The organism is Pseudomonas sp. NFACC41-3 (genome assembly GCF_900109505.1).
GTDB classification, from domain to species: domain Bacteria; phylum Pseudomonadota; class Gammaproteobacteria; order Pseudomonadales; family Pseudomonadaceae; genus Aquipseudomonas; species Aquipseudomonas chlororaphis.
Window position 1 is genome coordinate 2,007,472 of record NZ_FOAE01000001.1, and the last position, 21,603, is coordinate 2,029,074.

22 protein-coding genes and 1 pseudogene are annotated in these 21,603 nt (G+C 60.5%); 14 read left to right on the forward strand and 9 right to left on the reverse strand.

All coding sequences use genetic code 11. From position 1 onward, the window contains the following. Positions 1 to 345: 345 nt before the first annotated feature. Complete coding sequence (gene estP / locus BMY68_RS09060) at positions 346 to 2,256, reverse strand: esterase EstP (RefSeq protein ID WP_085530586.1); 1,911 nt, start codon at positions 2,254 to 2,256, stop codon at positions 346 to 348. Positions 2,257 to 2,423: 167 nt separating this feature from the next. Then, on the reverse strand, positions 2,424 to 2,975 hold the full coding sequence (gene lptA / locus BMY68_RS09065; RefSeq protein WP_085530585.1) for a lipopolysaccharide transport periplasmic protein LptA: 552 nt from the start codon (positions 2,973 to 2,975) through the stop codon (positions 2,424 to 2,426). A 437-nt stretch (positions 2,976 to 3,412) separates the two neighbouring features. Between lptA and BMY68_RS09070 the strand changes: the two genes are divergently transcribed. Together BMY68_RS09070 and BMY68_RS09075 are read left to right on the forward strand one after the other, a co-directional pair. Continuing rightward, on the forward strand, positions 3,413 to 4,396 hold the full coding sequence (locus tag BMY68_RS09070; RefSeq protein WP_085530584.1) for a TerC family protein: 984 nt from the start codon (positions 3,413 to 3,415) through the stop codon (positions 4,394 to 4,396). A gap of 101 nt (positions 4,397 to 4,497) precedes the next feature. Then, positions 4,498 to 5,169: a class I SAM-dependent methyltransferase gene (locus BMY68_RS09075; protein ID WP_085530583.1), complete on the forward strand. Its 672-nt coding sequence runs from the start codon at positions 4,498 to 4,500 to the stop codon at positions 5,167 to 5,169. Positions 5,170 to 5,253: 84 nt separating this feature from the next. Here BMY68_RS09075 and BMY68_RS09080 read toward each other — a convergent pair whose 3' ends face one another. After that, the gene (locus BMY68_RS09080; RefSeq protein WP_085530582.1) at positions 5,254 to 5,754 is read right to left on the reverse strand and encodes a GNAT family N-acetyltransferase; all 501 of its coding nucleotides are present in this window, start codon (positions 5,752 to 5,754) and stop codon (positions 5,254 to 5,256) included. Positions 5,755 to 5,955: 201 nt separating this feature from the next. On the opposite strand from BMY68_RS09080, the gene BMY68_RS09085 reads away from it, so the two are divergent. Continuing rightward, positions 5,956 to 6,720 (forward strand): tetratricopeptide repeat protein, encoded by a 765-nt coding sequence (locus tag BMY68_RS09085; RefSeq protein ID WP_085531543.1) that lies wholly within the window; start codon positions 5,956 to 5,958, stop codon positions 6,718 to 6,720. Between the two features lie 67 nt (positions 6,721 to 6,787). Here BMY68_RS09085 and BMY68_RS09090 read toward each other — a convergent pair whose 3' ends face one another. Then, positions 6,788 to 7,696 (reverse strand): LysR family transcriptional regulator, encoded by a 909-nt coding sequence (locus tag BMY68_RS09090; RefSeq protein ID WP_085530581.1) that lies wholly within the window; start codon positions 7,694 to 7,696, stop codon positions 6,788 to 6,790. A 116-nt stretch (positions 7,697 to 7,812) separates the two neighbouring features. Between BMY68_RS09090 and BMY68_RS09095 the strand changes: the two genes are divergently transcribed. The 3 genes from BMY68_RS09095 (at position 7,813) to BMY68_RS09105 (ending at position 10,007) form a co-directional block, all read left to right on the forward strand. After that, positions 7,813 to 8,232: an ester cyclase gene (locus BMY68_RS09095; protein ID WP_009044289.1), complete on the forward strand. Its 420-nt coding sequence runs from the start codon at positions 7,813 to 7,815 to the stop codon at positions 8,230 to 8,232. A gap of 3 nt (positions 8,233 to 8,235) precedes the next feature. Beyond that, complete coding sequence (locus BMY68_RS09100; RefSeq protein WP_085530580.1) at positions 8,236 to 9,288, forward strand: SDR family oxidoreductase; 1,053 nt, start codon at positions 8,236 to 8,238, stop codon at positions 9,286 to 9,288. A gap of 173 nt (positions 9,289 to 9,461) precedes the next feature. Beyond that, complete coding sequence (locus tag BMY68_RS09105; protein ID WP_175534826.1) at positions 9,462 to 10,007, forward strand: histidine phosphatase family protein; 546 nt, start codon at positions 9,462 to 9,464, stop codon at positions 10,005 to 10,007. A 39-nt stretch (positions 10,008 to 10,046) separates the two neighbouring features. Here BMY68_RS09105 and BMY68_RS09110 read toward each other — a convergent pair whose 3' ends face one another. Beyond that, positions 10,047 to 10,334: a hypothetical protein gene (locus BMY68_RS09110; RefSeq protein ID WP_085531541.1), complete on the reverse strand. Its 288-nt coding sequence runs from the start codon at positions 10,332 to 10,334 to the stop codon at positions 10,047 to 10,049. Between the two features lie 112 nt (positions 10,335 to 10,446). Between BMY68_RS09110 and BMY68_RS30070 the strand changes: the two are divergent. Together BMY68_RS30070 and BMY68_RS09120 are read left to right on the forward strand one after the other, a co-directional pair. Then, positions 10,447 to 10,577 (forward strand): annotated as a pseudogene (locus BMY68_RS30070) (tRNA (adenine-N(1))-methyltransferase); the annotation flags it as partial. Between the two features lie 280 nt (positions 10,578 to 10,857). Beyond that, the gene (locus BMY68_RS09120; protein WP_085530578.1) at positions 10,858 to 13,005 is read left to right on the forward strand and encodes a hypothetical protein; all 2,148 of its coding nucleotides are present in this window, start codon (positions 10,858 to 10,860) and stop codon (positions 13,003 to 13,005) included. Between the two features lie 271 nt (positions 13,006 to 13,276). Here the strand turns inward: BMY68_RS09120 and BMY68_RS09125 are convergent, their stop codons facing one another. Together BMY68_RS09125 and BMY68_RS09130 are read right to left on the reverse strand one after the other, a co-directional pair. Next, positions 13,277 to 14,362, reverse strand: coding sequence for a hypothetical protein (locus BMY68_RS09125; RefSeq protein ID WP_085530577.1), 1,086 nt, complete (start codon positions 14,360 to 14,362; stop codon positions 13,277 to 13,279). A 428-nt stretch (positions 14,363 to 14,790) separates the two neighbouring features. Further along, positions 14,791 to 15,699, reverse strand: a complete 909-nt coding sequence (locus BMY68_RS09130; protein WP_085530576.1) for an AraC family transcriptional regulator — start codon at positions 15,697 to 15,699, stop codon at positions 14,791 to 14,793. A 167-nt stretch (positions 15,700 to 15,866) separates the two neighbouring features. Between BMY68_RS09130 and BMY68_RS09135 the strand changes: the two genes are divergently transcribed. Further along, the gene (locus tag BMY68_RS09135; RefSeq protein WP_085530575.1) at positions 15,867 to 16,916 is read left to right on the forward strand and encodes an NAD(P)-dependent alcohol dehydrogenase; all 1,050 of its coding nucleotides are present in this window, start codon (positions 15,867 to 15,869) and stop codon (positions 16,914 to 16,916) included. A gap of 280 nt (positions 16,917 to 17,196) precedes the next feature. Beyond that, positions 17,197 to 18,408 carry an MFS transporter gene (locus BMY68_RS09140; RefSeq protein WP_085530574.1) on the forward strand — a complete coding sequence of 404 codons (1,212 nt, stop codon included), beginning with the start codon at positions 17,197 to 17,199 and terminating at the stop codon, positions 18,406 to 18,408. A 43-nt stretch (positions 18,409 to 18,451) separates the two neighbouring features. Here the strand turns inward: BMY68_RS09140 and BMY68_RS09145 are convergent, their stop codons facing one another. Then, entirely contained in the window at positions 18,452 to 19,192 is a 741-nt protein-coding gene (locus tag BMY68_RS09145; protein WP_085530573.1) for an SDR family NAD(P)-dependent oxidoreductase, read from the reverse strand. Positions 19,193 to 19,208: 16 nt separating this feature from the next. Next, the gene (locus tag BMY68_RS09150; RefSeq protein WP_085530572.1) at positions 19,209 to 19,613 is read right to left on the reverse strand and encodes a DoxX family protein; all 405 of its coding nucleotides are present in this window, start codon (positions 19,611 to 19,613) and stop codon (positions 19,209 to 19,211) included. An 88-nt stretch (positions 19,614 to 19,701) separates the two neighbouring features. Between BMY68_RS09150 and BMY68_RS09155 the strand changes: the two genes are divergently transcribed. The 4 genes from BMY68_RS09155 to BMY68_RS09170 all read left to right on the forward strand — a co-directional run bounded on the left by BMY68_RS09155 (position 19,702) and on the right by BMY68_RS09170 (position 21,590). Further along, positions 19,702 to 20,091, forward strand: a complete 390-nt coding sequence (locus tag BMY68_RS09155) for a winged helix-turn-helix transcriptional regulator (protein ID WP_204840071.1) — start codon at positions 19,702 to 19,704, stop codon at positions 20,089 to 20,091. 93 nt (positions 20,092 to 20,184) lie between these two features. Continuing rightward, positions 20,185 to 20,493 carry an immunity protein Imm33 domain-containing protein gene (locus BMY68_RS09160; RefSeq protein WP_009044299.1) on the forward strand — a complete coding sequence of 103 codons (309 nt, stop codon included), beginning with the start codon at positions 20,185 to 20,187 and terminating at the stop codon, positions 20,491 to 20,493. Between the two features lie 53 nt (positions 20,494 to 20,546). Further along, positions 20,547 to 20,927 (forward strand): c-type cytochrome, encoded by a 381-nt coding sequence (locus BMY68_RS09165; RefSeq protein WP_085530570.1) that lies wholly within the window; start codon positions 20,547 to 20,549, stop codon positions 20,925 to 20,927. Positions 20,928 to 21,107: 180 nt separating this feature from the next. Beyond that, a complete protein-coding gene (locus BMY68_RS09170) occupies positions 21,108 to 21,590 on the forward strand; it encodes a DUF4265 domain-containing protein (RefSeq protein WP_085530569.1) in 483 nt (160 codons plus the stop codon). The last annotated feature ends 13 nt before the right edge of the window (positions 21,591 to 21,603 follow it).

Genomic DNA, 21,603 nt, shown 5'->3' on the forward strand with positions numbered 1-21,603 from the left:
CTGAAGATTCTTACCCATGAAAATGATGAAATATCCTTAAGACAAGTTCTGTACAAGACAGCTTGCTCAACAGATCTTTCTGCGTCGACCGAGCGAACTTTCCCTCCCCGTCAGGCCCTACCCGATATAGGCAACCTTGGCAGTAGAACGACGCGCCGCTGTAGCCCGTAGGGCGAAAAGTTGCTGTACGCCAGGTTGCCGCCGCTGGCGGCGTAGGCGTTGACCTTCTCCGGGTACGGGTCGGTGACGTTGTCGCCACCCGGGGTGAACAGCCAGTGCCGCAGTGCGATAAAAAAACGCCGCCTCCTTGCGGGGGCAGCGTTTTTTATGGCCTGCGGTTCAGGTTCAGAAGTCGAGGCTGACCCCGACGTTGATACCTTGCTGGGTGAAGTCATCGTCCTTGCGGATGTTGTAGCTGGCGCGCAAGGCCAGGTCCTGGGTGAGCTTGTGGCTGACCCCGAGGTTCAGGCGGTTGAGGTTGGTCTGCGGGGTATAGCCTTCGAGGGTGTAGCGGTTATCCGGCAGGCTGTTGAGGGCCATGGTCAGCTTCTGGGTATCGTCCTCGTATTCCTTTTCGTGGGCGATTTCGCCGAACACCTGGGTTTGCCGGGTGATCTGATACTTGCCTTGCAGGCCGATGCCCAGGCGCCGCGACGTGCGTTTCTGGTCATCGAAGGTCAGGGCGGTGGAGTCGTTGCCGTCCTCGGAGTAACCGTCGACCTTGGCCCGCGCGTAGTCGGCGCTGATGAACGGCGACAGGTGCCACGGGCTGCTGGTCTGCTGCGCGATGTCGTAGCCCAGGCGAGCGCTGAAGGCCAGGACATCGCCGCTGGTGTCGCCTTTTTCCCCACGCTCGTTGGGGCCCAGGTCGAATTTGCGTTTGAGGTTGTCGTAGTCCAGGTGCCCGGCAGTGGCTGCCGCGTCGGCCCACCAGCGGTTTTGCTGGTACTGGACGAAGGCGGTGCCGAGGTAGGTGTTGAGTTTGTAGTCCGAGTCGTTGCTGCCGGCTTCGAGCTTCTGCCGATAGGCGCCGGCCAGCACGCCCACTCGCCAGGCCTCGTCGAGCCGGTAGCTGCCGCCGATGTTCAGGTTGAAGCCGTTACCGTCGGCGCTGGCGCCGCTGCGCTGGCTGTCGAAGTCCTGGTGCTGGCCGCCCGCGGCGACAATCGCCCGCCATTGCCCCACGCCCTGCCAGTTTTCCCAGTCGGCCTGCCATTGGTTGCGCAGCTCATCCTGATGCGCGCGCAGGGTGCCCTGGGCCATTTCCGGGAGCAGGGTTATTTCCCAGGGCGCCGCCAGCAGGGAGTAAGCGTAATCGGCGATCAGCCGCTGGCCGGCTTCGGTGGGGTGGACCGCGTCGTTGTAGATCAGCTTGCTTGGGTCCGGTGTGGCGCTGTGAATGCCATAGCGGGCGTTTTCCGTACAGCCTTTGCCGCTGAAGCAGGTACTCATGAGGTTCTGATCGGTGGCCAGGCCGAACTGCCCCGGATTGGCGAAGCCCTCTTTCAAGAGCGCCGGTATGTTGAGGGGAATGACTTGGGCATCGACCGTGCGCAACTGGCGGACCAGCTCGCTGTTGAACCGGTTGCTGAGCTGCGAGGTGAATGCTTGCAGCGCAGTGCCGTTAAGCAATGGGGTCAGGCCGAGATCAGGCAGCAGCCAGACCATGATGTAGCGGGCACCAGCCTGTTGCAGCGCTTGCACGCTGTCGACCAGGCGGCCGGCCGCGGCGTCGGCCTGGCCGAGACTCGTGGCTCCCCCCTGGTAGAAGTCGTTGGCGCCACCGGTCAGGTAGTAGAGGGCGTTCGGGTCGGCGCGAAAGTTGTTCGACGGCAGATAACCGGGACGGCTACGGCCGCCAACAGTAGAGGTGGTGGTGATCGAATCGAGAATCTGGTCGGTACGATAACCGCCGACCGCCCAGTTGTCGCCATCAAGCAGGCCTTCCCTGGCGCGGGCGGCCGAGGTCGAACCGGCGAGCTGGTCGGCCGAGAACCCGAGTCTGGCACCCAGCAATTGCGGGGCAACAGCGGAATACTCCTCCCCACTACCGTCCAGGTAGACCGGCCCCGTACGGTTGGTCGCGCGATAAGAAGACCCAGCGGGACCGCCGGGGTCGGCAACCTGCCCGGAACTGCTGAGGCTGTCGCCGAACACGATAAAGCTGGAATAGGGAGAGGGAGCTGCGATCGCTTGAGCGCAGGCCAGGGACAGAAGACTGCTGGCAAGCGGTACGAACAACGTCTTTCTAATCATGAGTAAGTCCATTTTTTGTTGTTTTAGAGAACGAAACGACAGTACCAAAAACTTTTACAATTGAGCTATGGCCATGAGCCATATGCCGGAAGGAGGCAATCCCCCCGATGCAGCTGATGATTGATAGGTCGTGAGCGTTGCCTAAGGGGTGATCTTGTCGGTGCCCATTACTGGGCCCTTTGCATTTCATTTTTCTTGTTCGGCCGGATGACCATGTTGACCCGTGGGCGCGACTCGGTGATCTGGCTACCGGTGCCGCGACCGACACTGGCAATCTGCTTGACGGTGTCGTAGACAATTTTCTCACCCAAGGTGGTATTGCCTGCGCTGATCACTTTGGCTCTGTCGATCAGGATGATGCGGTTCTGCTGGGTCAGGTATTGAATGGTCACGGCATATGCCTGGACCGGTTGAGGGTCTGTCGCTTTTTGCAATTGTTCGAAGTAGGCCAGGTTGCCCACGGAGGTGATGATATCGACCTCATTGTGACTGCCCTTTTTCATGACGATAGTCACAGTGTCGCCGGTGATCTTCATCGAACCCTGGGTAATGATGACGTTGCCGGTATAAGTACCAAAACCTTGCTTGTTATCAATTTGACTGCGGTCGGCCTGAACTCGAATGAGTTGCTCACTGTCATTCGGCAGCCCCCAGGCGCTCATGCTTCCCAGTGCGATGCCCAGGCCAAGCAAAATAGGGAAGGTTTTAACGAACCTCATGCTGTCCACTCAATCACCCCTTGAAAGCGCCACTGATTCGAGCCGCCACAATGCACGATCTTGGTCTCGTAAAAAATGAGGGAATGGAGATTCAGATTGTTCTGAAGAGCGCTGGACAGCAGCAGGTAGCAGCCAGCGCCTGCATCTATACCGAATGGGCCGAAAGCGACTTGAACAAGGCGTCTGGCGCTCACTGAGGCAAAGGCCCTCCGAGCTGGGCCCGATTGTCCCGTGCCCTCTCCGGTCACCACAAAACGTCGGGCTGGAGTGGCTTTTTTTGCTGACCAGGGATGGCCGAATGCAACTCGCGGGAGAACCTTCAGCGACACTTCGTAAATAACGAACCATGGCTCAGGAATAATCGATTTTTCTTCACGGTGATCTCCCCACTAGCATGAACCGTTGGCTCCAGCACACGCCCAGACCGGGAGAACGGCATGCAGTCCCTGCACATCGGCGAACCCTGGATGTGGTTCGCCTTCATCGCCTTCGTTCTGGCCATGCTGGCCCTGGACCTGTTTGTCCTCGGCGGACGCAAGGCCCATCGCGTATCGGTACGCGAAGCATCGTGCTGGGTGATTGCCTGGTCCACGCTGGCGCTGGCCTTCGCGGGATTGCTCTGGTGGTATCTGCAGGGTGAGTTCGGGCCAGAGATCGCCCAACGCAAGACCCTGGAATTCCTTACCGGCTATCTGATCGAGCAGTCGCTGTCGATCGACAACATGTTCATCTTCGTGATGATCTTCGGCTACTTTGCCGTGCCCCCGGAGTTGCAGCGCCGGGTGTTGCTGTACGGTGTGCTCGGGGCGATCGTGATGCGCGCAGCGATGATTTTCGCCGGCGTGTGGCTGGTGTCGCAGTTCGCGTGGCTGCTGTATGCGTTCGGCGTGTTCCTGATCATCACCGGGATCAAGATGCTGCTGTTCGCCCATCGGCAGCCCGACCTCGCCAGGAACCCCCTGTTGCGCTGGATACAGAGCCATCTGCGGATCACCAGCGGCTTTCATGACGAGCATTTTTTCGTCAGGCAGGACGGTCGGCGCTGGGCCACGCCGATGTTCCTGGTGCTGGTGCTGATCGAGGCCAGCGACCTGATGTTCGCGGTCGACAGCATCCCGGCGATCTTCGCCATCACCACCGACCCGTTCATTGTGTTCACCTCGAACATCTTCGCGATCATGGGCCTGCGTGCCCTGTACTTCCTGCTGGCCGACATGGCCGAGCGCTTCCACCTGCTCAAGTACGGCCTGGCGATCGTGCTGGTGTTCATCGGCACCAAGATGACGCTGATGCCCTGGCTGCACATGCCGGTGGAATGGTCGCTGGCCACTGTCGGCGGAATCATTCTGGCTTCGGTGCTGCTGAGCCTGATCACCAGTCGCAACAAATCGCCTGACGGGGACCGGATGCGAACCCCGTAGGAACGCCTGAGCGGCGAACGACATATTGGACCCGGGCGCCCTGCCTGCTAACGTCAGCGCTAGCGACCCCGTAGCCCCCACCACTGACGCTGGACACCGACATGCCCAATGCCGAATCCACCCTGCTGCACAGCTGGCAACACAACGCCCAGGCCTGGATCGACGCCGTCCGCGGCGGCGCCATTCAAAGCCGCGTCGAGGTCACCGACCAGGCGATCCTGCTGGCGGTGCTGGGCCGTCAGCCCGAGCGGGTGCTCGACCTGGGTTGCGGCGAAGGCTGGCTGTTGCGCGCCCTGGCGCAACGGGGCATCGAGGCGGTCGGGGTAGATGGCGATGCGGCCCTGGTGGAGGCCGCGCGCGCTGCAGGCTCGTCCACAGTGCATGTGGCCAGCTATGCAGCGCTGGCGGAAGCGCAAGTAGACATCGGCCGCGACTACGAGCTGATCTGCGCCAACTTCGCCCTGCTGCACCAGGACATCATCCCGCTGCTGGCCGCCATGCACGCCCTGCTCGCCCCCGGCGGCGCGCTGGCGATCCAGACCCTGCACCCCTGGAGCGCCGCGGCCGGCGACTATCAGGATGGCTGGCGCGAAGAGACCTTCGCCGGCTTCAAGGGCCAGTGGCAACCCATGCCCTGGTACTTCCGCACCCTGTCCAGCTGGCTCAACGCCCTGGACATGGCCGGCTTCCAGCTCGCCAGCCTGCAGGAACCGCAGCACCCGCAAAGCCCGGTGCCGCAGTCGTTGCTGTTGGTGGCCGAGCGGCGCGGGTAAGCGCTATCCGTCTGACTGACACGACGTAGCGGTTACAGGCCAGCAGTCAGAGTCGCGAGTGCGGTAAAGGGCCACAACCCTTATCTAGATCGGGAGAACGAATCGGCGCTCGGCTCCCGCCTTGCCGTCTTCTGCGGGCTGCTCCGGCAAGAACCCGCAGCGTTCCACGACCTTGGTCGAGCCGAGATTTTCCGGGTAGACATAAGCCACCAGCTGCGTCAGTTGCCAGCGCGTCCGCGCTTGCTCGATCAACTGCCGCAGCGCCTGTGTCGCAAGCCCCTGGCCGCAGGCGCTTTGGGCAATCCGATAGCCAACTTCGGCGGAGCGCTGCGCGGTATCGATGTTTTTCAGGTTGGCGCGACCGATGATGTTTCCACTGCAATCCTCGATCACCCAGGGATGCCAGGTGCCGGCCGCGAAATCGGCCAGGTAGCCCTCGATATGCTCGGCGACGCCCTGCAACGAATAAAAGGCCGGGGCGCGCGCCTCGATATGGGATTCGAACCACTCACGGTTCCGGGTTTCGAACGCCAGCAGCGCTTGCGTATCGGTACGGCTCAGCTCGCGCATTTTGAATGGCGGCATACACACCTCTGCTTGTTCTCATGAGTAATTGCACGGACCTGCTCACCTGTTGGCCGTTCCTGCAGGAACTTCAGGGTACGGGCCAGGTCGATAGGAGCCCCTTCATCGGTCATGACGGGACAGTGAACAAACCCCAGCCGAGCAGCGCTGAAGGCCTGTTTTACGCCAGTGCCGTCGATGATCAACCGAGTCTGCCCCCTGATGCCAACCAAGAGTTTTCTGCCGGGTCTGATCCTGGCGCTCTGCGCAGCCGCGTCGTATGGTTCGGTTGCGGCCGAGCGCAAAGCCTCTCAGCAAAGTAACAACGCATCAACAACCCTGATTGAATCCGCCTCGCAGCAGTATGCGGATGGCCAGTTGGACCAGGCCGCTGCCACGCTGGAGCGGGCCCTGCATATCCAGCCGAACAATCCCGCGACGCTGCACTACCTCGGTGTGTTGCGCCTTCAGCAAGGGCAGTATCAGCAGGCTGAAGCGCTGGCGACGCGCTCCAATATGCGGGTGGGTCACAACGTCGCGTTACGCAATCGCAACCTCCAATTGATCCAGGCGGCGCAAAAGGCCCTGGTGTCGAATAACCCACCCAACGCCGACGAGCGTCTTGTTGCCGTACGGGAGGGCCTGGAAGAAGAGGTTAAAAGGCGCCGTGCAGCAGAAGCTGTCGCCGCCGAGCAGCCCACGCCGGACACTGAACGCCGCACTGAGACCCTCACCCGCGAAGCGGCGGAGAACGCAGCGAACTGGCCGACGGGTGACAGGCCAAGTCCCGAAGGGCAACTGCGAATGACTTCCGCCGAGCCAGCCCCCACGTACGACGAGATTGAGATTCCCCGTGGCCATCGGCCGCCTCCGGGTAAATGTCGAATCTGGTTTCCCGATCGCCCGCCGGGGCATCAGCCCAAACCCGGCAAATGCAAGAAGCTGCGCGATCGGGTTCCGTCCGGAGCCTACCTGGTGCAGGGTTGAGTGTCCGAGCGCGCTTCTGAGCGCTCTGTGCCGATCAGGCATAACACACAGGAAAACCGGGATCGCTTCACCCCTCAGCCCTCGCCCCCGAGGCGTCACTTTCAACCGTCTCCAGGGCAAGGGCTTCGAGCAGCACCTGCTGCACAATGGCAAAGAAACAGCTGATATGAGCCTGCTTCAAGGCCTGTGGCCGGGTCACCAGGTAGACCTCCATATCGGGAAGCTGGAGCTGCGGGAACAACTCAATCAAGTCCTGCGCCAGCACACGCGGCAGCACTGCCACCCCCAGGCCACGCCTCACCGCGTCCAGCTGCAGGGCGAACGAGTTCACGCTGATCTGCGCGCGCTCCAGGCCGGCGGCCTTGGCCGCGCGCACTTGCGGCAACATGTCCAGTGGCGGCAGCAGGCCGATATTGACGGCCGTGGCCGGCGTCACCTGTGGAAACCGCCGCAGATAATCCGCAGCGGCGAAGACCCCGTAGGCGAGCCGGCCCATGGGGCGATAAATCAATGACGGCTCGCCCAGGTGCGCGGTGCGTACCGCGATGTCGGCCACGCCGCGCACGATTTTGTGAAAGTCGGCGGCTACCAGCAATTCCACCGTGCAACGTGGGTGAAGCGTGGTGAAGCGACTCGCAGCTTCCAGCACGCACGACGCAAAGCCCTCTCCCGCACTGACCAGGACACTGCCCGACAGCTCGCTGTCCAGCGCGGACATGCCGGTCACGGTTTGCCGCCTCAAGCCCGCTTCCGCCGCCTGGGCGACTTCCACCAGGGACTGGCCCCGCGAGGTCAACCGGCATCCTTCGACACCGCGTTCGACGAGCGGCTCGCCCAGGGCCTCCTCAAGCTGGGTCAACCGACGGGACACGGTCGACGCCGCAATCCCCAGCAACTGGCCCGCTTGCAGAAAGCTGCCACGCCGCGAAACGGCCAACAACAGGCGAAGATCGTCCCAATTCGCTTCCGACACCATGTTTCATCTGCTCCCTGGTTTGCATATATGCAAAGCCATTATGCAGGAGTCGCTGTTTTTCGAGAGGGGGCTCGACGGTATATCTACAGGCCCTGGAAACGACTGGAATGGACTGTATGCCGATTGGCCCCAACGACTATGCGCAACACGCCGCCAATGCCTTCAACCGCCGTGATATGGAGGCGCTGCTGGCGCTGGTGAGCGAAGACTTCACCTACCTCGATGGCATGGGGATACAAGTGGGCCGCGAGGCCATGCGCCAACGAGAAACCGCGTTGTTCGAAGCCTTCCCCGATGCCCACGTGATCCTCAACCCGTTCGCCGTCGGAGCCGATCGTCTGGCGCTGACGGCCATGCTGAGCGGCACCTTTGCAGCGCCCCTGGTGCTGCCGGACCGGGTGCTTGCACCCCATGGACGCTTTATTGCCGTGCACTACGCCGCACACTTCACCTTCAAGGACGGGTTGGCCATCCATCAAGAGGTGTTCTTCGACAGCGCGGTGTTGATGCCGTCAGCCGAACCGAGTGAGGGTTGAGCCATGCGTCGTGCATTCGTGACTGGCGCCACCGGTTTGCTGGGCAACAACCTGGTGCGTGAATTGCTCGCGCGTGGCTGCGCGGTCAAGGCCCTGGTGCGCTCGAGGGCCAAGGGTGAACAGCAGTTCAAGAACCTGTCGGGCGTGGAACTGGTCGTTGGCGACATGGGCGATGTCGAGGCCTTCGCCGCGGCCCTGCAAGGCTGCGATACGGTGTTTCACACCGCGGCGTTCTTTCGCGACAACTACAAGGGCGGCAGCCACTGGCAGGAACTGGAAAAGATCAATGTCATCGGCACCCGGGAACTGCTCGAGCAGGCCTACCGTGCCGGTATCCGCCGGTTCATCCATACCTCCTCGATTGCCGTGCTCGACGGCGCGCCTGGCAGCTCCATCGATGAAACCTGCCTGCGCACCGACGCCAACGCGGACGGCTACTACCGCAGCAAGATCCTCGCCGACCGTGCCGTCCTAGCGTTCCTCGAAGCCCATCCCGACATGCAGGCCTGCATGGTCCTGCCGGGCTGGATGTGGGGCCCTGGCGACCTGGGCCCGACCTCCTCGGGGCAGTTGGTCAACGATGTCCTGCACGGCAAGTTGCCCGGGCTGATCCCCGGCAGCTTTTCCGTCGTCGATGCCCGCGATGTGGCCTTGGCGCAGATTGCCGCGGCCAGGCACGGGCGGCGAGGCGAACGTTATCTGGCGGCGGGCCGGCATATGACCATGGCCGAGCTGATGCCTGTGCTCGGGCGTATCGCCGGGGTCAAGACCCCTGCTCGCTACGTGCCGTTGCCCCTTCTCTACACCCTGGCGGCGGTGCAGGAGGTCTACGCGCGCCTGACCGGCAGGCCCATCCTGCTGAGCCTGGCCACCTTGCGCCTGTTGGTACGGGAGAAGGACCGCAGCCGTTTCAACCACCGCAAGAGCGAACAGGAGCTGGGCCTGAACTTTCGAGCGCTGGAGCTGACGATTAGCGACACCGTGGCGTGGTACCGCGACCGCGACTGGTTTGAAACCCAGGGTGCAAGACACGCCCGCGCCATGGCCGAAGACTGACTTGTTGCCGATGGCGTGACCGTCGAGCCCCAAAGCCGCTGGTCTCGCCTCGCATTGCTGCGGTTTCGCGCCGGCACCCGAGAGATGCCTCGAGTGCCCGCGACCGCGCTTCGCGTCCCCTCTCCACACTCCCCTCAAGGACGTAAAAGACTGTGAACAGGGAAATCATCCTGATGCGCCACGGCCAGCCAAAGCTGGCCGCCACCGACAAACTGTCCGCGCTCGATATGAAGGGCTGGATCGAACACTACAACCGCTGCGAAATCACCCAACAACCCGTCCCGCAGGCCAGCCTGCAACTCGCCGCCACCGCCAGGGTGATTGTCTCCAGCAACGCGCCGCGGGCGCTGACGTCTGTCCAGGCGCTGGGCCTGAAACCCGCCCTGGTCGACGCGCTTTTCAGTGAAGCGCAACTGCCTTACGGACGCTGGAAACGGCCACGGCTATCGCCGTTTACCTGGGCATTTATCCTTCGGGTCCTGTGGTTGTGCGGTTACTCGCCCAGCGTCGAATCCGCCGCCACCGCAAGGACCCGCGCCAGCACCGCCGCGCAACGCCTTCAGGCCCTCGCCAGCGACGGACCGGTTCTGCTGCTCGGGCATGGCTTCATGAACCGACTGATCGCCAGGCAACTGGAGGCACAGGGATGGGTTCGCCAGACACCTAATGGCGGCAGCCGCTATTGGAGTGCGACGGTGTATCGGTATGGTGGGGTTTAGGTGGTGGCCGGCGGAGCATTCCGGGCGTTCAATCCATGGCTATTTTTTCCCACAGGTTTCCACCTCCTCCTGGCGAGTCAACACGGTGTCGATGCCCAGCCGGTAACGGCAGTAGTCGATGATCCAGCGCCGCTCCTGCTCGGTGAGGCGCTCGACTTTCCTGATCTCGCCATCGTTGGCGTGCAGGTTGTAGAACTTCATTTGAAGCGTCGGGTGCTGCTTTATAAACACGATCGTCTCGATGTCGCCATCCTCGAGCGCCTGGTAATAACCGACATAGAACACCGCCAGCAGCGTCAGGGCGGTTGCGATCAACAGTGTTTTCATGAGCGCGGCATCGCTGGCAGCCGTTGGGTCTTCATCCTGATATTCCTGGCCTTTTTCGAGACGGGCGATATAAGCACAAGAGTGCGTGGTCAGGTACATCTCCTCTTGGATGATTCGCGACATCCTCGACAGCGGCCAGGAGCGCCCGGTCCAGCATCCCAACAGCGGCTGCGCCAATGGCTAATGGAAAACGGCTACCGCATCCTGGACGAGGAAGTGGCGCGGGAAAACCGCTTCAATTACTAAATTAACGTCGCCGATGCGCCGGGCCAATGATCTACAGCGCCAAGGAGCTGTACAGCGTGGTTGATGGAGTGGCTGGCGAATGCGAGACGGGATGGGGGCGTTTGCTGAGCGTCGCGATAGGCTGGAATCGGCCAGAAGCGGACGTTCAGGAACGACTGATTCCGGCCAGAAGCAGACCTACATGTGAAACGCCTACTACGGAACTCGCCATGGAGTGCGACTAACTTCACAATTATCGCTATCGTTGAAATCCCAGTTCCGTTCCCAAGGATGACCCATGAGCGCATCGTCGATACCACTGGAAAGCGAGGTTGCGGCCTGGCTGGTACAACTGATCGAAAGCGAAGGTTTGCATGACGCTATCGCTGGAAAGGAGGCCTTGGTATCAATAGCCGAAGGCGTGCGCCAGGCCCACTTCATTCCCTCATTTGGTATCGACTATAGATCCAGATTAGCCTCCGCAGACGCAGCTGAGCATGTGCTCAATCAGCTGACATTTCTAGAAATCATCTCCGTCAATATGAGCATCTCTCTTACAACTGGAGAGGTGCTTCGACCGGACATTCTTTGCTTCAACCCGGAGTCAAGAACGCTGGTTGTTTTCGAGATCAAGAGAGCGGCAGAGACTGAGCGACAGACAGTCACTGAGCTGGGAGGCTATGAGCAGGAGTTGAGAAACCTTCTGCCATTTGTAGGTGACTACGATATCTGTTTCGTGGTGGTAGCCACTGAGTGGTCGACCCTTTTGAACCACGCGGTGGGCGCATTGAATGCCTGGTCGGGTAAACGATGCCTCGCCCTCAAGCTTGCTCTCGATGTACCCGGCAAGGATTTAAGTCTGAGTTGCCACCTCCCGGAAGCTTGGCACCTAACCGGAAGCCTTGCGCTCGCCCCCGAAGCATTGCAGACCATTAACCTGTATTTAGCAGAAGATGACCCAGACATGGACGAAAACTGGCCGCCGAGGTCAGTCATTACCGCCATGGATGTGATAGCTCGCGCTGGTGATCGAGGCGGGTCTCACGGCTTCATGATGCTCTGGAAAGATGTCAACGGTATGGGGAGAGGTGTCTGGGGCTTAACCCTTTGTGGCATTGACCCATACGCGATGTATGCATGGTGGAGAGACCATGGCCTGCCTCAGCGCGATTCCGACATCGCCCTCTTCTTCGATAAAAACCTAGAAGATATGCCCGGCTTGGTACCAAGCTCCGTTTTTGCACACGTCGATGAGGCAAGAACTCTACTATCTGATCGCTACGATCTTGAGCTTGGCGATGCATTTAGCTGGGAGATGCAACTCAAGGCTCTGCGCATGCAAGCCCTTCCGAGACGATTCGAGTTTTGGGGCAGCCTCGGACAATACGCCCAGAAGTTTGTCTGCAACCCAAGCGTTCGCGACCGGTATATGCCCTACATTGGGCACAATGATCTGGACTGGACAGATCCAGACGTAGCACTTCCGCTTATCCAAAACCTCGCGCAAGGCACTCCATTTTCAGGAGGACAGATACGTTGTAGCGACGCGTTCAAAGCTGGTACCGCTATCGGGACACTGATCATAGCTCTAAGGAATGCAGCGGCCAGCGAAGCTGCGGCGTTGAAACTAGAACCGTTCGTTTGCTGGTCTCAATACGAAGCGCTTCGCTACGCGATTGAAATGCAGCAGATCAGTGTCGGAACTGATGATATTGACGAGCCAATTCCGACCCTGACGAATAATCCCCAGCAAAGGCTGCAGGCTGCGGAGGCGATGAGACTCTGGATTTTTTCCCACCTCCTTGGGGATGACCATCCTTTCCATCAGCATTGCTTTGAACTCGGATGCAGCGGACCATTTCTGTTTGGTGACTTGGCACTACGACTAGGCTATCAGCTTCCCCGAGAGCCTCGAGGACACATGCTTGGTGAGCTGCGTGAAATCATGAAGCGAGCGATCCCAAAGGTTGCGGCCAGCGTGGGGTACCAAGTCCGCAGTGAAGAGTACAAGGCGTTTGCAGACTATCTTTCCCCCTATCTTGATATTGGGTCTTGTCACGACGAAACGTCAGTGGGGACTGCGGTCGATGCGATGCCCGATGATGAGCTGATTGCTCAGTTTCCCAAGCAGATTTTGAAGGGTATCGACAGCATTATCCCTGTGGTTTTTCACCAGGCGAAAGCGGTTCCGATCTCTGCAGTCGACTGGGATTGGCTCAAAGCAGGGATTCGAGCTTTGTACGATGCTGGTAACCATCACGGAGCAGTCATCCGCCAACTGGATGGAACCATTGGGACTGGATGCGTCGACAGAGGCATGACCGGCTTGCTAGTCCCCATTTCAGACCCAAACGAGGAAGTGTACTTCTATGACAATCTCGCAGGGCACGCCATCATGGCGAAAATCACGTGGCAGAAGCTGATTGAAACAGTTACTTCCGATTAACGTGTTCACCCCTTTTGGGCCAAGGCGGCGACTCGCGCATTCCAGCAGATGACTGGCAGGAACCGGCCAATAGCTGCCAGTCACGAAAGGCTATTTTCGACCCAAAGCAGCCGGTGGCGACAGGCAGAAGTCGGCTAATAGCTACCTCTCATCAACAGCAATTACTGGTCGGGCTCTACCCACGGCCGTCTACCTCTCTGCCCCATATATAAGTTCTTGAAAAGGGACACGTCCGCCACTAATACGGATTACATCCCGTAGTGGCTATCCTTTACTCGTCGACAGCATTCAATTGCTGGAGAGTATGTGTCGGATGTCGTCCCACCTGAAGCTTGTAAAGAAGAAATAGGCCTTCCGGCATCGGCAGGCCATCTTCGTAGTCTCGCCAGCGATCTTCGGTAACGAACACAAGCGCTGCGGCTTGGGCCTGGGTCTGCTCCATTGCATCACGCAGCGCGATAATCTCTTCAACCTTCGCTTCACGATGACTACGGCGGGGCCAAAGCCGTGGAAGGCTGCTGTTTTTATTGACAAGCCGAAGTCTAACGTCATCCCAGTCCAGCAATAGGGCGACATCTGCGGTAGTGTCGCCGACGCGTCGAGCACCAAGGCCGATGATTGACTCTGCACCAGCTTCCTTGTACTCGCGGATTGCCAGTTCAATTGCTGACCTGGCTTGTGCTACCTGGTCTTTGGACAAGTTGCGTAGAGCCAGATGCACCTCGCCTACCGCTTGTACACTTCGTCGTGCACGCCGCCGAATATCGATTTTCTGAGGTTGCTCATCCAGAACTCGGAGCTTGAAGTCTTTATCTGCCCTAAGAGTCTCTTTGTTTGCATAAAACGTTACTGTCTCGACCCAGCCGTTGGCATCTCTCATCCGATCATCGTCTGCTACAAAACCGTGCACAGCAGTAGCCTTATGCTGAACGTGGTTCCTTAAACTGCACATAAATCGATAGTCCAAGCTTCGGTAAAATGCCTCATTTAGTTCCGACTTGGCCACCTGGCTGAAGCTAGGAACCAGGTCCAAGCACTTGAAGTCCTGCACCACCTGGTCGGCATAGGCTCGCATAGCGGTAAGCGTATTCACGACATGGCGATTTGCGGTCTCTAGGATTTCAGCTGAATCCATGTACCGATGTTGGGGTTCTACTTTGTTACGCAGGCAAATTTCGGTGAAAGCGAGTTCCATGGCCAGAAAATTGCCAAGCAATAATTCGTATCGTTGCTCGAAAGCCAGTGCCTCGGACAACACGTTTCGTGCATGCGCAAGCTCCTTGTAGCGCCCCTCGGAGATGCTCAGTTGCAAGCGCGGACCAATAATGAATTGTTCAAGAATGTACTCAGCAGTCACTTTCCAACACCTTCTATTCGACTTTCCGTGAGCATAGCTTCGCTGGCAAACCGGTGGCTAGGCTCTACTCGCAGCGGCTACTTGAATGACCGTCCGCTTCTGGCCGAGGGTGTGTAAAAACGTTTTTGAGCGCGACAGGTACTCAAAACTGGACTGGAAATCGCGCTTCTACGCAAGATCCACATCTGCTGACGTGCCGATAAATTTCAAATTTCACGTAGACGCGCACACTTCAATTTTGGCGAAGCGTTTTTACACACTCTGGGCCGTTTTCTGCCGGTCGCCACCGGCAGCTATTGGCCGATTACTGCCTTTCGCGAATGACCGCTTTTGGGGTGTTCGCGGTCTCCTATTAGAAACCGCGGACATTCAATCGAGGGCGTAATCAAATGCCCGCAAGCCCCAGCACCTCCCACTCACCCCCTCCCCTACCCCCCCCGCAACTGCGCAATATCCCGCCTGGGCGCTGCGCCAAACAGCCGGCTGTACTCCCGACTGAACTGCGACGGGCTTTCATAGCCGACCTTGAAGGCCGCACTCGATACGTCCAGGTGTTCGTTCATCATCAGGCGTTTGGCTTCGGTCAGGCGTAGCCATTTCTGGTATTGCAGCGGGCTCATGGCGGTGAGTTGGCGGAAGTGGTGGTGAAAGGTCGGCGTGCTCATCTGCACGCGGGCGGCGAGTTCATCGACGCGCAGTTGCGCGGTGTAATTCAGTTTCAGCCAGTCGATGGCCCTGGCGATGCGGTGGCCCTGGCCGTCGACGGAGGCGATCTGCCGCAGCCGCGCCGACTGGTCGCTCAGCAGCAAGCGGTAGTGGATCTCGCGCTGGATCAGCGGCGCCAACACCGGGATGGCTTCGGGCTCGTCCAGCAACTCCAGCAGGCGCACGAACGAGGCCAGCATGGCCGGCGTCGCGGTGCCGATGCCCACGCCCTTGCCTGTGCCTCGATCGCGAGGTTGCAGCAGCCCGCCCTGGGCGGCCAGCTCCGCCAGCATGCGCGGGTCGAGCTTGAAGCCCAGCCCGAGGCAGGGTTGTTCCAGGCTGGCCGCCGTCACCTCGGAATTGGCCGGCAGGTCCAGTGAGGTCACGAGAAAGCGCGAGGGGTCGTACGGGTAGGCTTCGCCGCCGACCCACAGCTGTTTCGCCCCCTGGGCGACGAGGACGATGCTCGGCTCGACCATGCACACGGCGGGTGGTGAAGGGGTCTCGCGGCGAAAAAAAACCAGGCCGGGGATCGCTGTCGAGCAGTCTCCCGAGTGTTTGATCCAAGCGCCAATGAGGCGCGCGAGGGTTTCCTGGGGCGCCTGGGCGCGGGTGTCGTGTGGGCGTGTCATGTCGGTATGGACCCTCCTTGCCAGACGTTAACCCGCCCCCGGTGCCGGTCCTACCAAAAAAACCAAAGCCCAGAGAATCAGGCAAGAATTCCAGCGAAATGCACTACTGGCCGCCTGCGCCTGCCCGGGAAAATGGTCGTCCAACGTAACGCTGGATGGAGTGTGCAATGTTAGTCAACGCCTATGGCGCCCATGCGGGCGACCAACCTCTGGAACCACTGCAGATCACCCGCCGCGCCCCCGGCGCCCATGACGTGCAGATCGACATCGCCTTCTGCGGCATCTGCCACTCGGACCTGCACCAGCTGCGCGCCGAGTGGCAAGGCACGCAGTTTCCCTGCGTGCCCGGCCACGAGATCGTCGGCCGGGTCGCGGCGGTCGGCGCCCATGTGCACGGTTTCCGCCCGGGCGACCTGGTCGGCATCGGCTGCATCGTCGACAGCTGCAAGCACTGCGCCGACTGCGAGGACGGCCTGGAGAACTACTGCGACGGCATGATCGGCACCTATAACTTCCCGACGCCGGACGCCCCGGGCTGGACCCTGGGCGGCTATTCGCAACAGATCGTGGTCCACGAACGCTACGTGCTGCGCATCCGCCACCCCGAGGAACAGCTGGCCGCCGTCGCGCCGCTGCTGTGCGCGGGCATCACCACCTATTCGCCGCTGCGCCACTGGAAGGTCGGGCCCGGCAAGAAGGTCGGCGTGGTCGGCATCGGTGGCCTGGGCCACATGGGCATCAAGCTGGCCCATGCCCTGGGCGCGCACGTGGTGGCGTTCACCACCTCTGACTCCAAGCGCGAGGCCGCCCGCCAGCTGGGCGCCGACGAAGTGGTGGTGTCGCGCAACGCCGAGGAAATGGCCGCCCACGCCAAGAGCTTCGACCTGATCCTCAACACCGTGGCCGCGTCCCACGATCTCGACGCCTTCCTGGTACTGCTCAAGCGCGACGGCGGCATGACCCTGGTGGGCGCCCCGGCGACTCCGCATGCCTCGCCCAATGTGTTCAACCTGATCATGAAGCGCCGGACGCTCGCCGGCTCGATGATCGGCGGCATTGCCGAGACCCAGGAGATGCTCGACTTCTGCGCCGAGCACGGCATCGTCGCCGACATCGAGCTGGTGCGCGCGGACCAGATCAATGAGTCCTACGAACGCATGCTCAAGGGCGACGTCAAGTACCGCTTCGTCATCGACAACGCCACCCTGGCGGGCTGAGCGCGGCAAGCGCCTGATCATATTCCTCCAGGGCAACCCCTGGTAATCCGCTGGGTGCCCGGCTTGGGCACCCTTTGCTTCGCGGCACCGGTGTCGCGTTTTCCTTCTGCCGCGACCGGAGCCGCTCCAGCACCGGGCCGGCCCCGATCGCCATTCACGCGCCTGCCCGGTCTTCCACCGGCGGCGCGCACCCATTTATGCATCGAAGCGTCCGCAGACCCGGCCGGCAACGCCCAGCGGTCTGCACGGAGGCTTCCAGCCATACAGGAAACCTGTCGCCATGACCGCTACCTCTCACGTCGAATCGCCCGAACCCCGACACACCTGGGGCGCCGTGCTGGCCATGGCCCTCGCCGCCTTTGCCCTGGTGGCCTCCGAGTTCATGCCGGTCAGCCTGCTGACCCCGATCGCGGCCGATCTGCAGGTCAGCGAGGGGCAAGCCGGCCAGGGCATTTCCGTCTCCGGGCTGTTTGCCCTGTTCACCAGCCTGGCGATCGCCTCGGTGGCGGCCCGGGTCGAGCGCAAGCGGCTGCTGCTGTCCCTGACCCTGCTGATGATCGTCTCCGGAACCGTGGTGGCGTTCGCCCCGGACTACTTGACCTTCATGGCCGGCCGCGCGCTGATCGGCGTGGCCATCGGCGGTTTCTGGTCGTTGTCGGCGGCCACGGCCATGCGCCTGGTGCCCGAAGACCAGGTGCCGCGCGCCCTGGCCATCGTCAATGGCGGCAACGCCCTGGCGACCGTGATCGCGGCGCCCCTGGGCAGCTTCCTGGGTTCCCTGATCGGCTGGCGCGGGGCGTTCTTCTGCGTGGTGCCGGTGGCTGCCCTCGCCGCCGTCTGGCTGCTGGCCAGCTTGCCGTCGCTGAAAGCGCAGCCGGCCGCCGGCACCGGCAATGTCTTCAGCCTGATGAAAAGAATGCCGGTGGCCCTGGGCATGCTCGCGGTCAGCCTGTTTTTCATGGGCCAGTTCATGCTGTTCACCTACCTGCGGCCCTTCCTGGAGACGGTCACCCAGGTCAGTGTCACCACCCTGTCGCTGATGTTGCTGGTGATCGGCCTGGCCGGCCTGGCGGGCACCTTCCTGATCGAAGCCTTCCTGAAAAACGCCCTGTATCGCACGCTGATCATCATCCCGCTGATGATGGCGGCGATCGCCATGGCCCTGGTGGCGTTTGGCGCCTCGGTGTCGGTCACCACGGTCTTGCTGGGCCTCTGGGGCCTGGTGGCGACCGCGGCGCCGGTCGCCTGGTGGACCTGGCTGACCCGGGCACTGCCGGACGATGCGGAAGCCGGCGGCGGACTGATGGTGGCGATCGTCCAGCTGGCGATTGCCGCGGGCGCCACGGCGGGCGGCCTGGCCTTCGACCTGAGCGGTTATCGGGCGACCTTCGAACTGAGCGCGGCACTGCTGGTGGTGGCCGCCGTGCTGGCGGTACTGGCCGCCCGCGCCGCCACGCGCAAGCCTTTCAGGGCAACGAACGTGGCGGCGTGAGCGGTGGTCGGCGTTAAGACAATCGACAGCACAGGGCCGGGTGTCAGCGCGCGCTGTCGATGATCTGGCCGCCGTCAGGCGTCAGGCTGTAGCCGGTGAGGTACTGCCCATCCTTGCTGGCGAGGAACAGCACCACCGGGGCGATGTCTTCCTCCGGCGAGCCATGGCGGGCCAGCGCGTTGCTCGGTGGCGGCCCATCGGCCGCGCCCCAGGTGTCCGCCACCGGCAGGACGTTGTTCACGGTGATCCCATCCGCCCCCCACTCGCGCGCCGCCGAGCGGGTCAAGGCGCGCACCGCTTCCTTGGCCATGTTGTAGGGGCCGTAACCGACCATGCCGAGGACCCCGGCCAGCGAGGCAAAGTTGATCACCCTGCCCGCCCCGCTGGCCTTGAGGTAGGGATGGCAAGCTTGCATCGTCCACAGATAGGCGAACGGCCCCATCTCGAAATTGCGCTGCAACTGCTCGACCGACAGTTCGAGGACCGACGACGAGACCGCCATGGGATCGAAAGCGTTGTTGACGAGGATGTCGATGCCGCCATAGACCGCTACCACCTGCTTAACGGCAGCGTCGATCTGGGCGGGATCGGCGATATCGCAGGCCACGCCCAGCGCGGTGCCGCCCGCGGCCTGGATATCGGCGACCACGCGATCGATGTGTTCGGCGGTGCGCGAAAGCACCGCCCCCCTGGCGCCTTCTGCCGCGAACAGCTTCGCGGTGGCGCGGCCGATGCCACGGCTGGCGCCGGTGACGATGGCAATTTTTCCGTTGAGTCGAGCCATGTTGTTCTCCAATGGGTCAGAGGGTTGCCAGGTGTGCCGCCGGGAGCTGGCCATAGGGCGATGGCAGTTCGCGAGCGGCGTTCTGCGTCAGGAAAGAAACGCCCAGCAGTACCAGGCACACCGCCGCCGGCAATGCGCCGCGAGGTTTGCGCACCCCCAGGTGCGCCACCGCCGACAGCAGCAGGTGGTAAAGCATCCCGGCATACGCGAGGTCGCTCAGCGCCACGCTGAAGCGCGAGACAATAACCAGCACCGCCAGCACCTTCACCACGATCAGGCCCGCCACCAGATAGGTGGGATAACCGAGGTCGACGAGGGCCTGGCGAACCCAGTCCCGCTTGACCACGTACAGCGTCGCGGAGGTCATATAGAGCACCGACAACAGCGTGGTGCTGAGCCAATATGAAGCGTGTTCGATCATGAGTTTTCTTCCTGAATGAGGGGGGGTGCGTCGACGTGGGGCAAAGATGTCGCCTAACATGAAAAGCCACAAGTAGGATGAAAAAGTGATGGTTAGTATGGAAAAGCAGACTAATGACAGCGCCGCGGTCAACATGCATGAGGAAATGCGCCGGGCATTCGCCCTGCTCTCAGGCAAGTGGAAGCTGGAAATCATGTGGTTGCTCAATCAGCGGATCTACCGCTTCGGCGAGTTGCGAAAAGCCATTAGCGGCATCACCCAGCACATGCTGACCGCGCAGCTTCGCGAGCTGGAAAGCGACGGCCTGGTGTCGCGCACGGTATTCGCCGAAGTGCCGCCACGGGTCGAATACGAGATCACCGCCAAGGCCCGCGCGCTGGGGCCGACGATGGAGGCGCTGGCCATCTGGTGGAGCGAATATGGCGACAGCGTGCCGGTAAAATCCAAGCCGCGCGGGCGCAAGGCCAAGGAGCTTTAAGCCGGGTCGGCCGGGCCATGCCGCGCTGGCTGGAGGGCGATTTAGGAATGGGTGTACCGTTCGCCATCGAAGTACCCTGAGGCACTACCTAACATGCAGAAAGATATCTGTGAAAAGTACGGACTGCCCGTACTGCCTCCAGAAGAAATGGTCGCCATTGCGATTGCCACCCTGGGCAAGTCCCCTATTTATGGCACGCGAATTTCGCTGCCGGAGGGAGGTAATGTCAGTTGGTTTATTCACTGCGGAGAACATTCGAGCGCTGATGATTTTTATCAAGCGGTTCACACTGAGCATCTCAGTGAAATGCTGCCACAGGTGCTGAATTACCTCTGCCTGCCCGCTGGCGCCAAGTTCATCATCGACAACCAAGGCTACGAAGATGTCTGGATAGAAGGCTGACAAGCCTTTGCCCCTCGATTCAGACTGATTGACACAACAAGGACGTATGAAAAATGAAAGTAAAGGTATTGCTCATCGCTTCGCTAGGCGTTCTGTCGCTCACTCAAACATCACTGTCCTTCGCGGATAACAATGGGAAAAATCTCTATTCGCAGCGCTGTGCCGTGTGCCACGGAGCCGATATCAAAGGAACCGGACCACTGGCCAATAAAAGCAACCCTCCGACACCTGACCTTACAACCCCCGTGTTCAAGAAACGGCTCAATGATTATCCGGGCGTTATCGTGTCATCGATAATACTTCGCCCAAATGGCGACCTGATTCCAAGAACCTTGCGGGAGAATGGTGTAAAGATACCGCCGCACGCCTGGAGCATTCAGGACCTGCGCGATTTGAGTCAATACATGAACAGTGTGATTTCAAAAAATCGATGACCCTGAGTCAGTCGGCCTCTCACGAGCACATCGCTAATGAACAATATTGATTTAAATATCTCCCCTACAAATTCAACTCCACTACAAACACATTGGCTCCTGGAACAGCCCTGGCACCAGAAGCTTCATTCCCTATCAACATGGATGCGTGCATTGAGCAGAACAGCGACGGAGTAGTGTATGAGCGATAAAGAAGCACCTGTTCTGATTCAAGTTTATGTAACAGATGATGACGGCCCTTTTTTTGAAGAGCTGCCTGCTCGCAAGATTGACCAGGATACTTACGAGTTGCTCTCCTCCCCTGGTATCGCGCTGAACCTGGCGCGAGGAGATATTGTTTCAATCAAAGACAAAGAAGCACCTGCCGTCGTCTTGAAGCGAGGTGGAAATTTCTGCATCCAGATCTATGCAGACTCTATTCCTCAAGAAGAAATAGCCTTGCTGGAAAACGGTGTAGTTTGTGAGCTGGGTGGAACACTGGACGGTGTATTTGAGGGAAACCTGTCATTAGCGGTTCCTGCACGCAATGGGCTGGAGAAGATCAACGACTTCTTTAACAGGTTTCGAGATAGAACAGGGATCCAGTGGTACTACGCCAACATCTATAAAAACCTGGATGATGACGAGGATGAAACACTCTTATATTGGTGGCTCGAAAGCTGATAGATACTGACGC

What these genes read in the sequence shown, in the direction of transcription:
- estP (WP_085530586.1), bottom strand. Translation starts at nt 2,256, where the DNA reads ATGATTAGAAAGACGTTGTTCGTACCGCTTGCCAGCAGTCTTCTGTCC.
- lptA (WP_085530585.1), bottom strand. Translation starts at nt 2,975, where the DNA reads ATGAGGTTCGTTAAAACCTTCCCTATTTTGCTTGGCCTGGGCATCGCA.
- BMY68_RS09070 (WP_085530584.1), top strand. Translation starts at nt 3,413, where the DNA reads ATGCAGTCCCTGCACATCGGCGAACCCTGGATGTGGTTCGCCTTCATC.
- BMY68_RS09075 (WP_085530583.1), top strand. Translation starts at nt 4,498, where the DNA reads ATGCCCAATGCCGAATCCACCCTGCTGCACAGCTGGCAACACAACGCC.
- BMY68_RS09080 (WP_085530582.1), bottom strand. Translation starts at nt 5,754, where the DNA reads ATGCCGCCATTCAAAATGCGCGAGCTGAGCCGTACCGATACGCAAGCG.
- BMY68_RS09085 (WP_085531543.1), top strand. Translation starts at nt 5,956, where the DNA reads ATGCCAACCAAGAGTTTTCTGCCGGGTCTGATCCTGGCGCTCTGCGCA.
- BMY68_RS09090 (WP_085530581.1), bottom strand. Translation starts at nt 7,696, where the DNA reads ATGGTGTCGGAAGCGAATTGGGACGATCTTCGCCTGTTGTTGGCCGTT.
- BMY68_RS09095 (WP_009044289.1), top strand. Translation starts at nt 7,813, where the DNA reads ATGCCGATTGGCCCCAACGACTATGCGCAACACGCCGCCAATGCCTTC.
- BMY68_RS09100 (WP_085530580.1), top strand. Translation starts at nt 8,236, where the DNA reads ATGCGTCGTGCATTCGTGACTGGCGCCACCGGTTTGCTGGGCAACAAC.
- BMY68_RS09105 (WP_175534826.1), top strand. Translation starts at nt 9,462, where the DNA reads ATGCGCCACGGCCAGCCAAAGCTGGCCGCCACCGACAAACTGTCCGCG.
- BMY68_RS09110 (WP_085531541.1), bottom strand. Translation starts at nt 10,334, where the DNA reads ATGAAAACACTGTTGATCGCAACCGCCCTGACGCTGCTGGCGGTGTTC.
- BMY68_RS09120 (WP_085530578.1), top strand. Translation starts at nt 10,858, where the DNA reads ATGAGCGCATCGTCGATACCACTGGAAAGCGAGGTTGCGGCCTGGCTG.
- BMY68_RS09130 (WP_085530576.1), bottom strand. Translation starts at nt 15,699, where the DNA reads ATGACACGCCCACACGACACCCGCGCCCAGGCGCCCCAGGAAACCCTC.
- BMY68_RS09135 (WP_085530575.1), top strand. Translation starts at nt 15,867, where the DNA reads ATGTTAGTCAACGCCTATGGCGCCCATGCGGGCGACCAACCTCTGGAA.
- BMY68_RS09140 (WP_085530574.1), top strand. Translation starts at nt 17,197, where the DNA reads ATGACCGCTACCTCTCACGTCGAATCGCCCGAACCCCGACACACCTGG.
- BMY68_RS09145 (WP_085530573.1), bottom strand. Translation starts at nt 19,192, where the DNA reads ATGGCTCGACTCAACGGAAAAATTGCCATCGTCACCGGCGCCAGCCGT.
- BMY68_RS09150 (WP_085530572.1), bottom strand. Translation starts at nt 19,613, where the DNA reads ATGATCGAACACGCTTCATATTGGCTCAGCACCACGCTGTTGTCGGTG.
- BMY68_RS09155 (WP_204840071.1), top strand. Translation starts at nt 19,702, where the DNA reads ATGGTTAGTATGGAAAAGCAGACTAATGACAGCGCCGCGGTCAACATG.
- BMY68_RS09160 (WP_009044299.1), top strand. Translation starts at nt 20,185, where the DNA reads ATGCAGAAAGATATCTGTGAAAAGTACGGACTGCCCGTACTGCCTCCA.
- BMY68_RS09165 (WP_085530570.1), top strand. Translation starts at nt 20,547, where the DNA reads ATGAAAGTAAAGGTATTGCTCATCGCTTCGCTAGGCGTTCTGTCGCTC.
- BMY68_RS09170 (WP_085530569.1), top strand. Translation starts at nt 21,108, where the DNA reads ATGAGCGATAAAGAAGCACCTGTTCTGATTCAAGTTTATGTAACAGAT.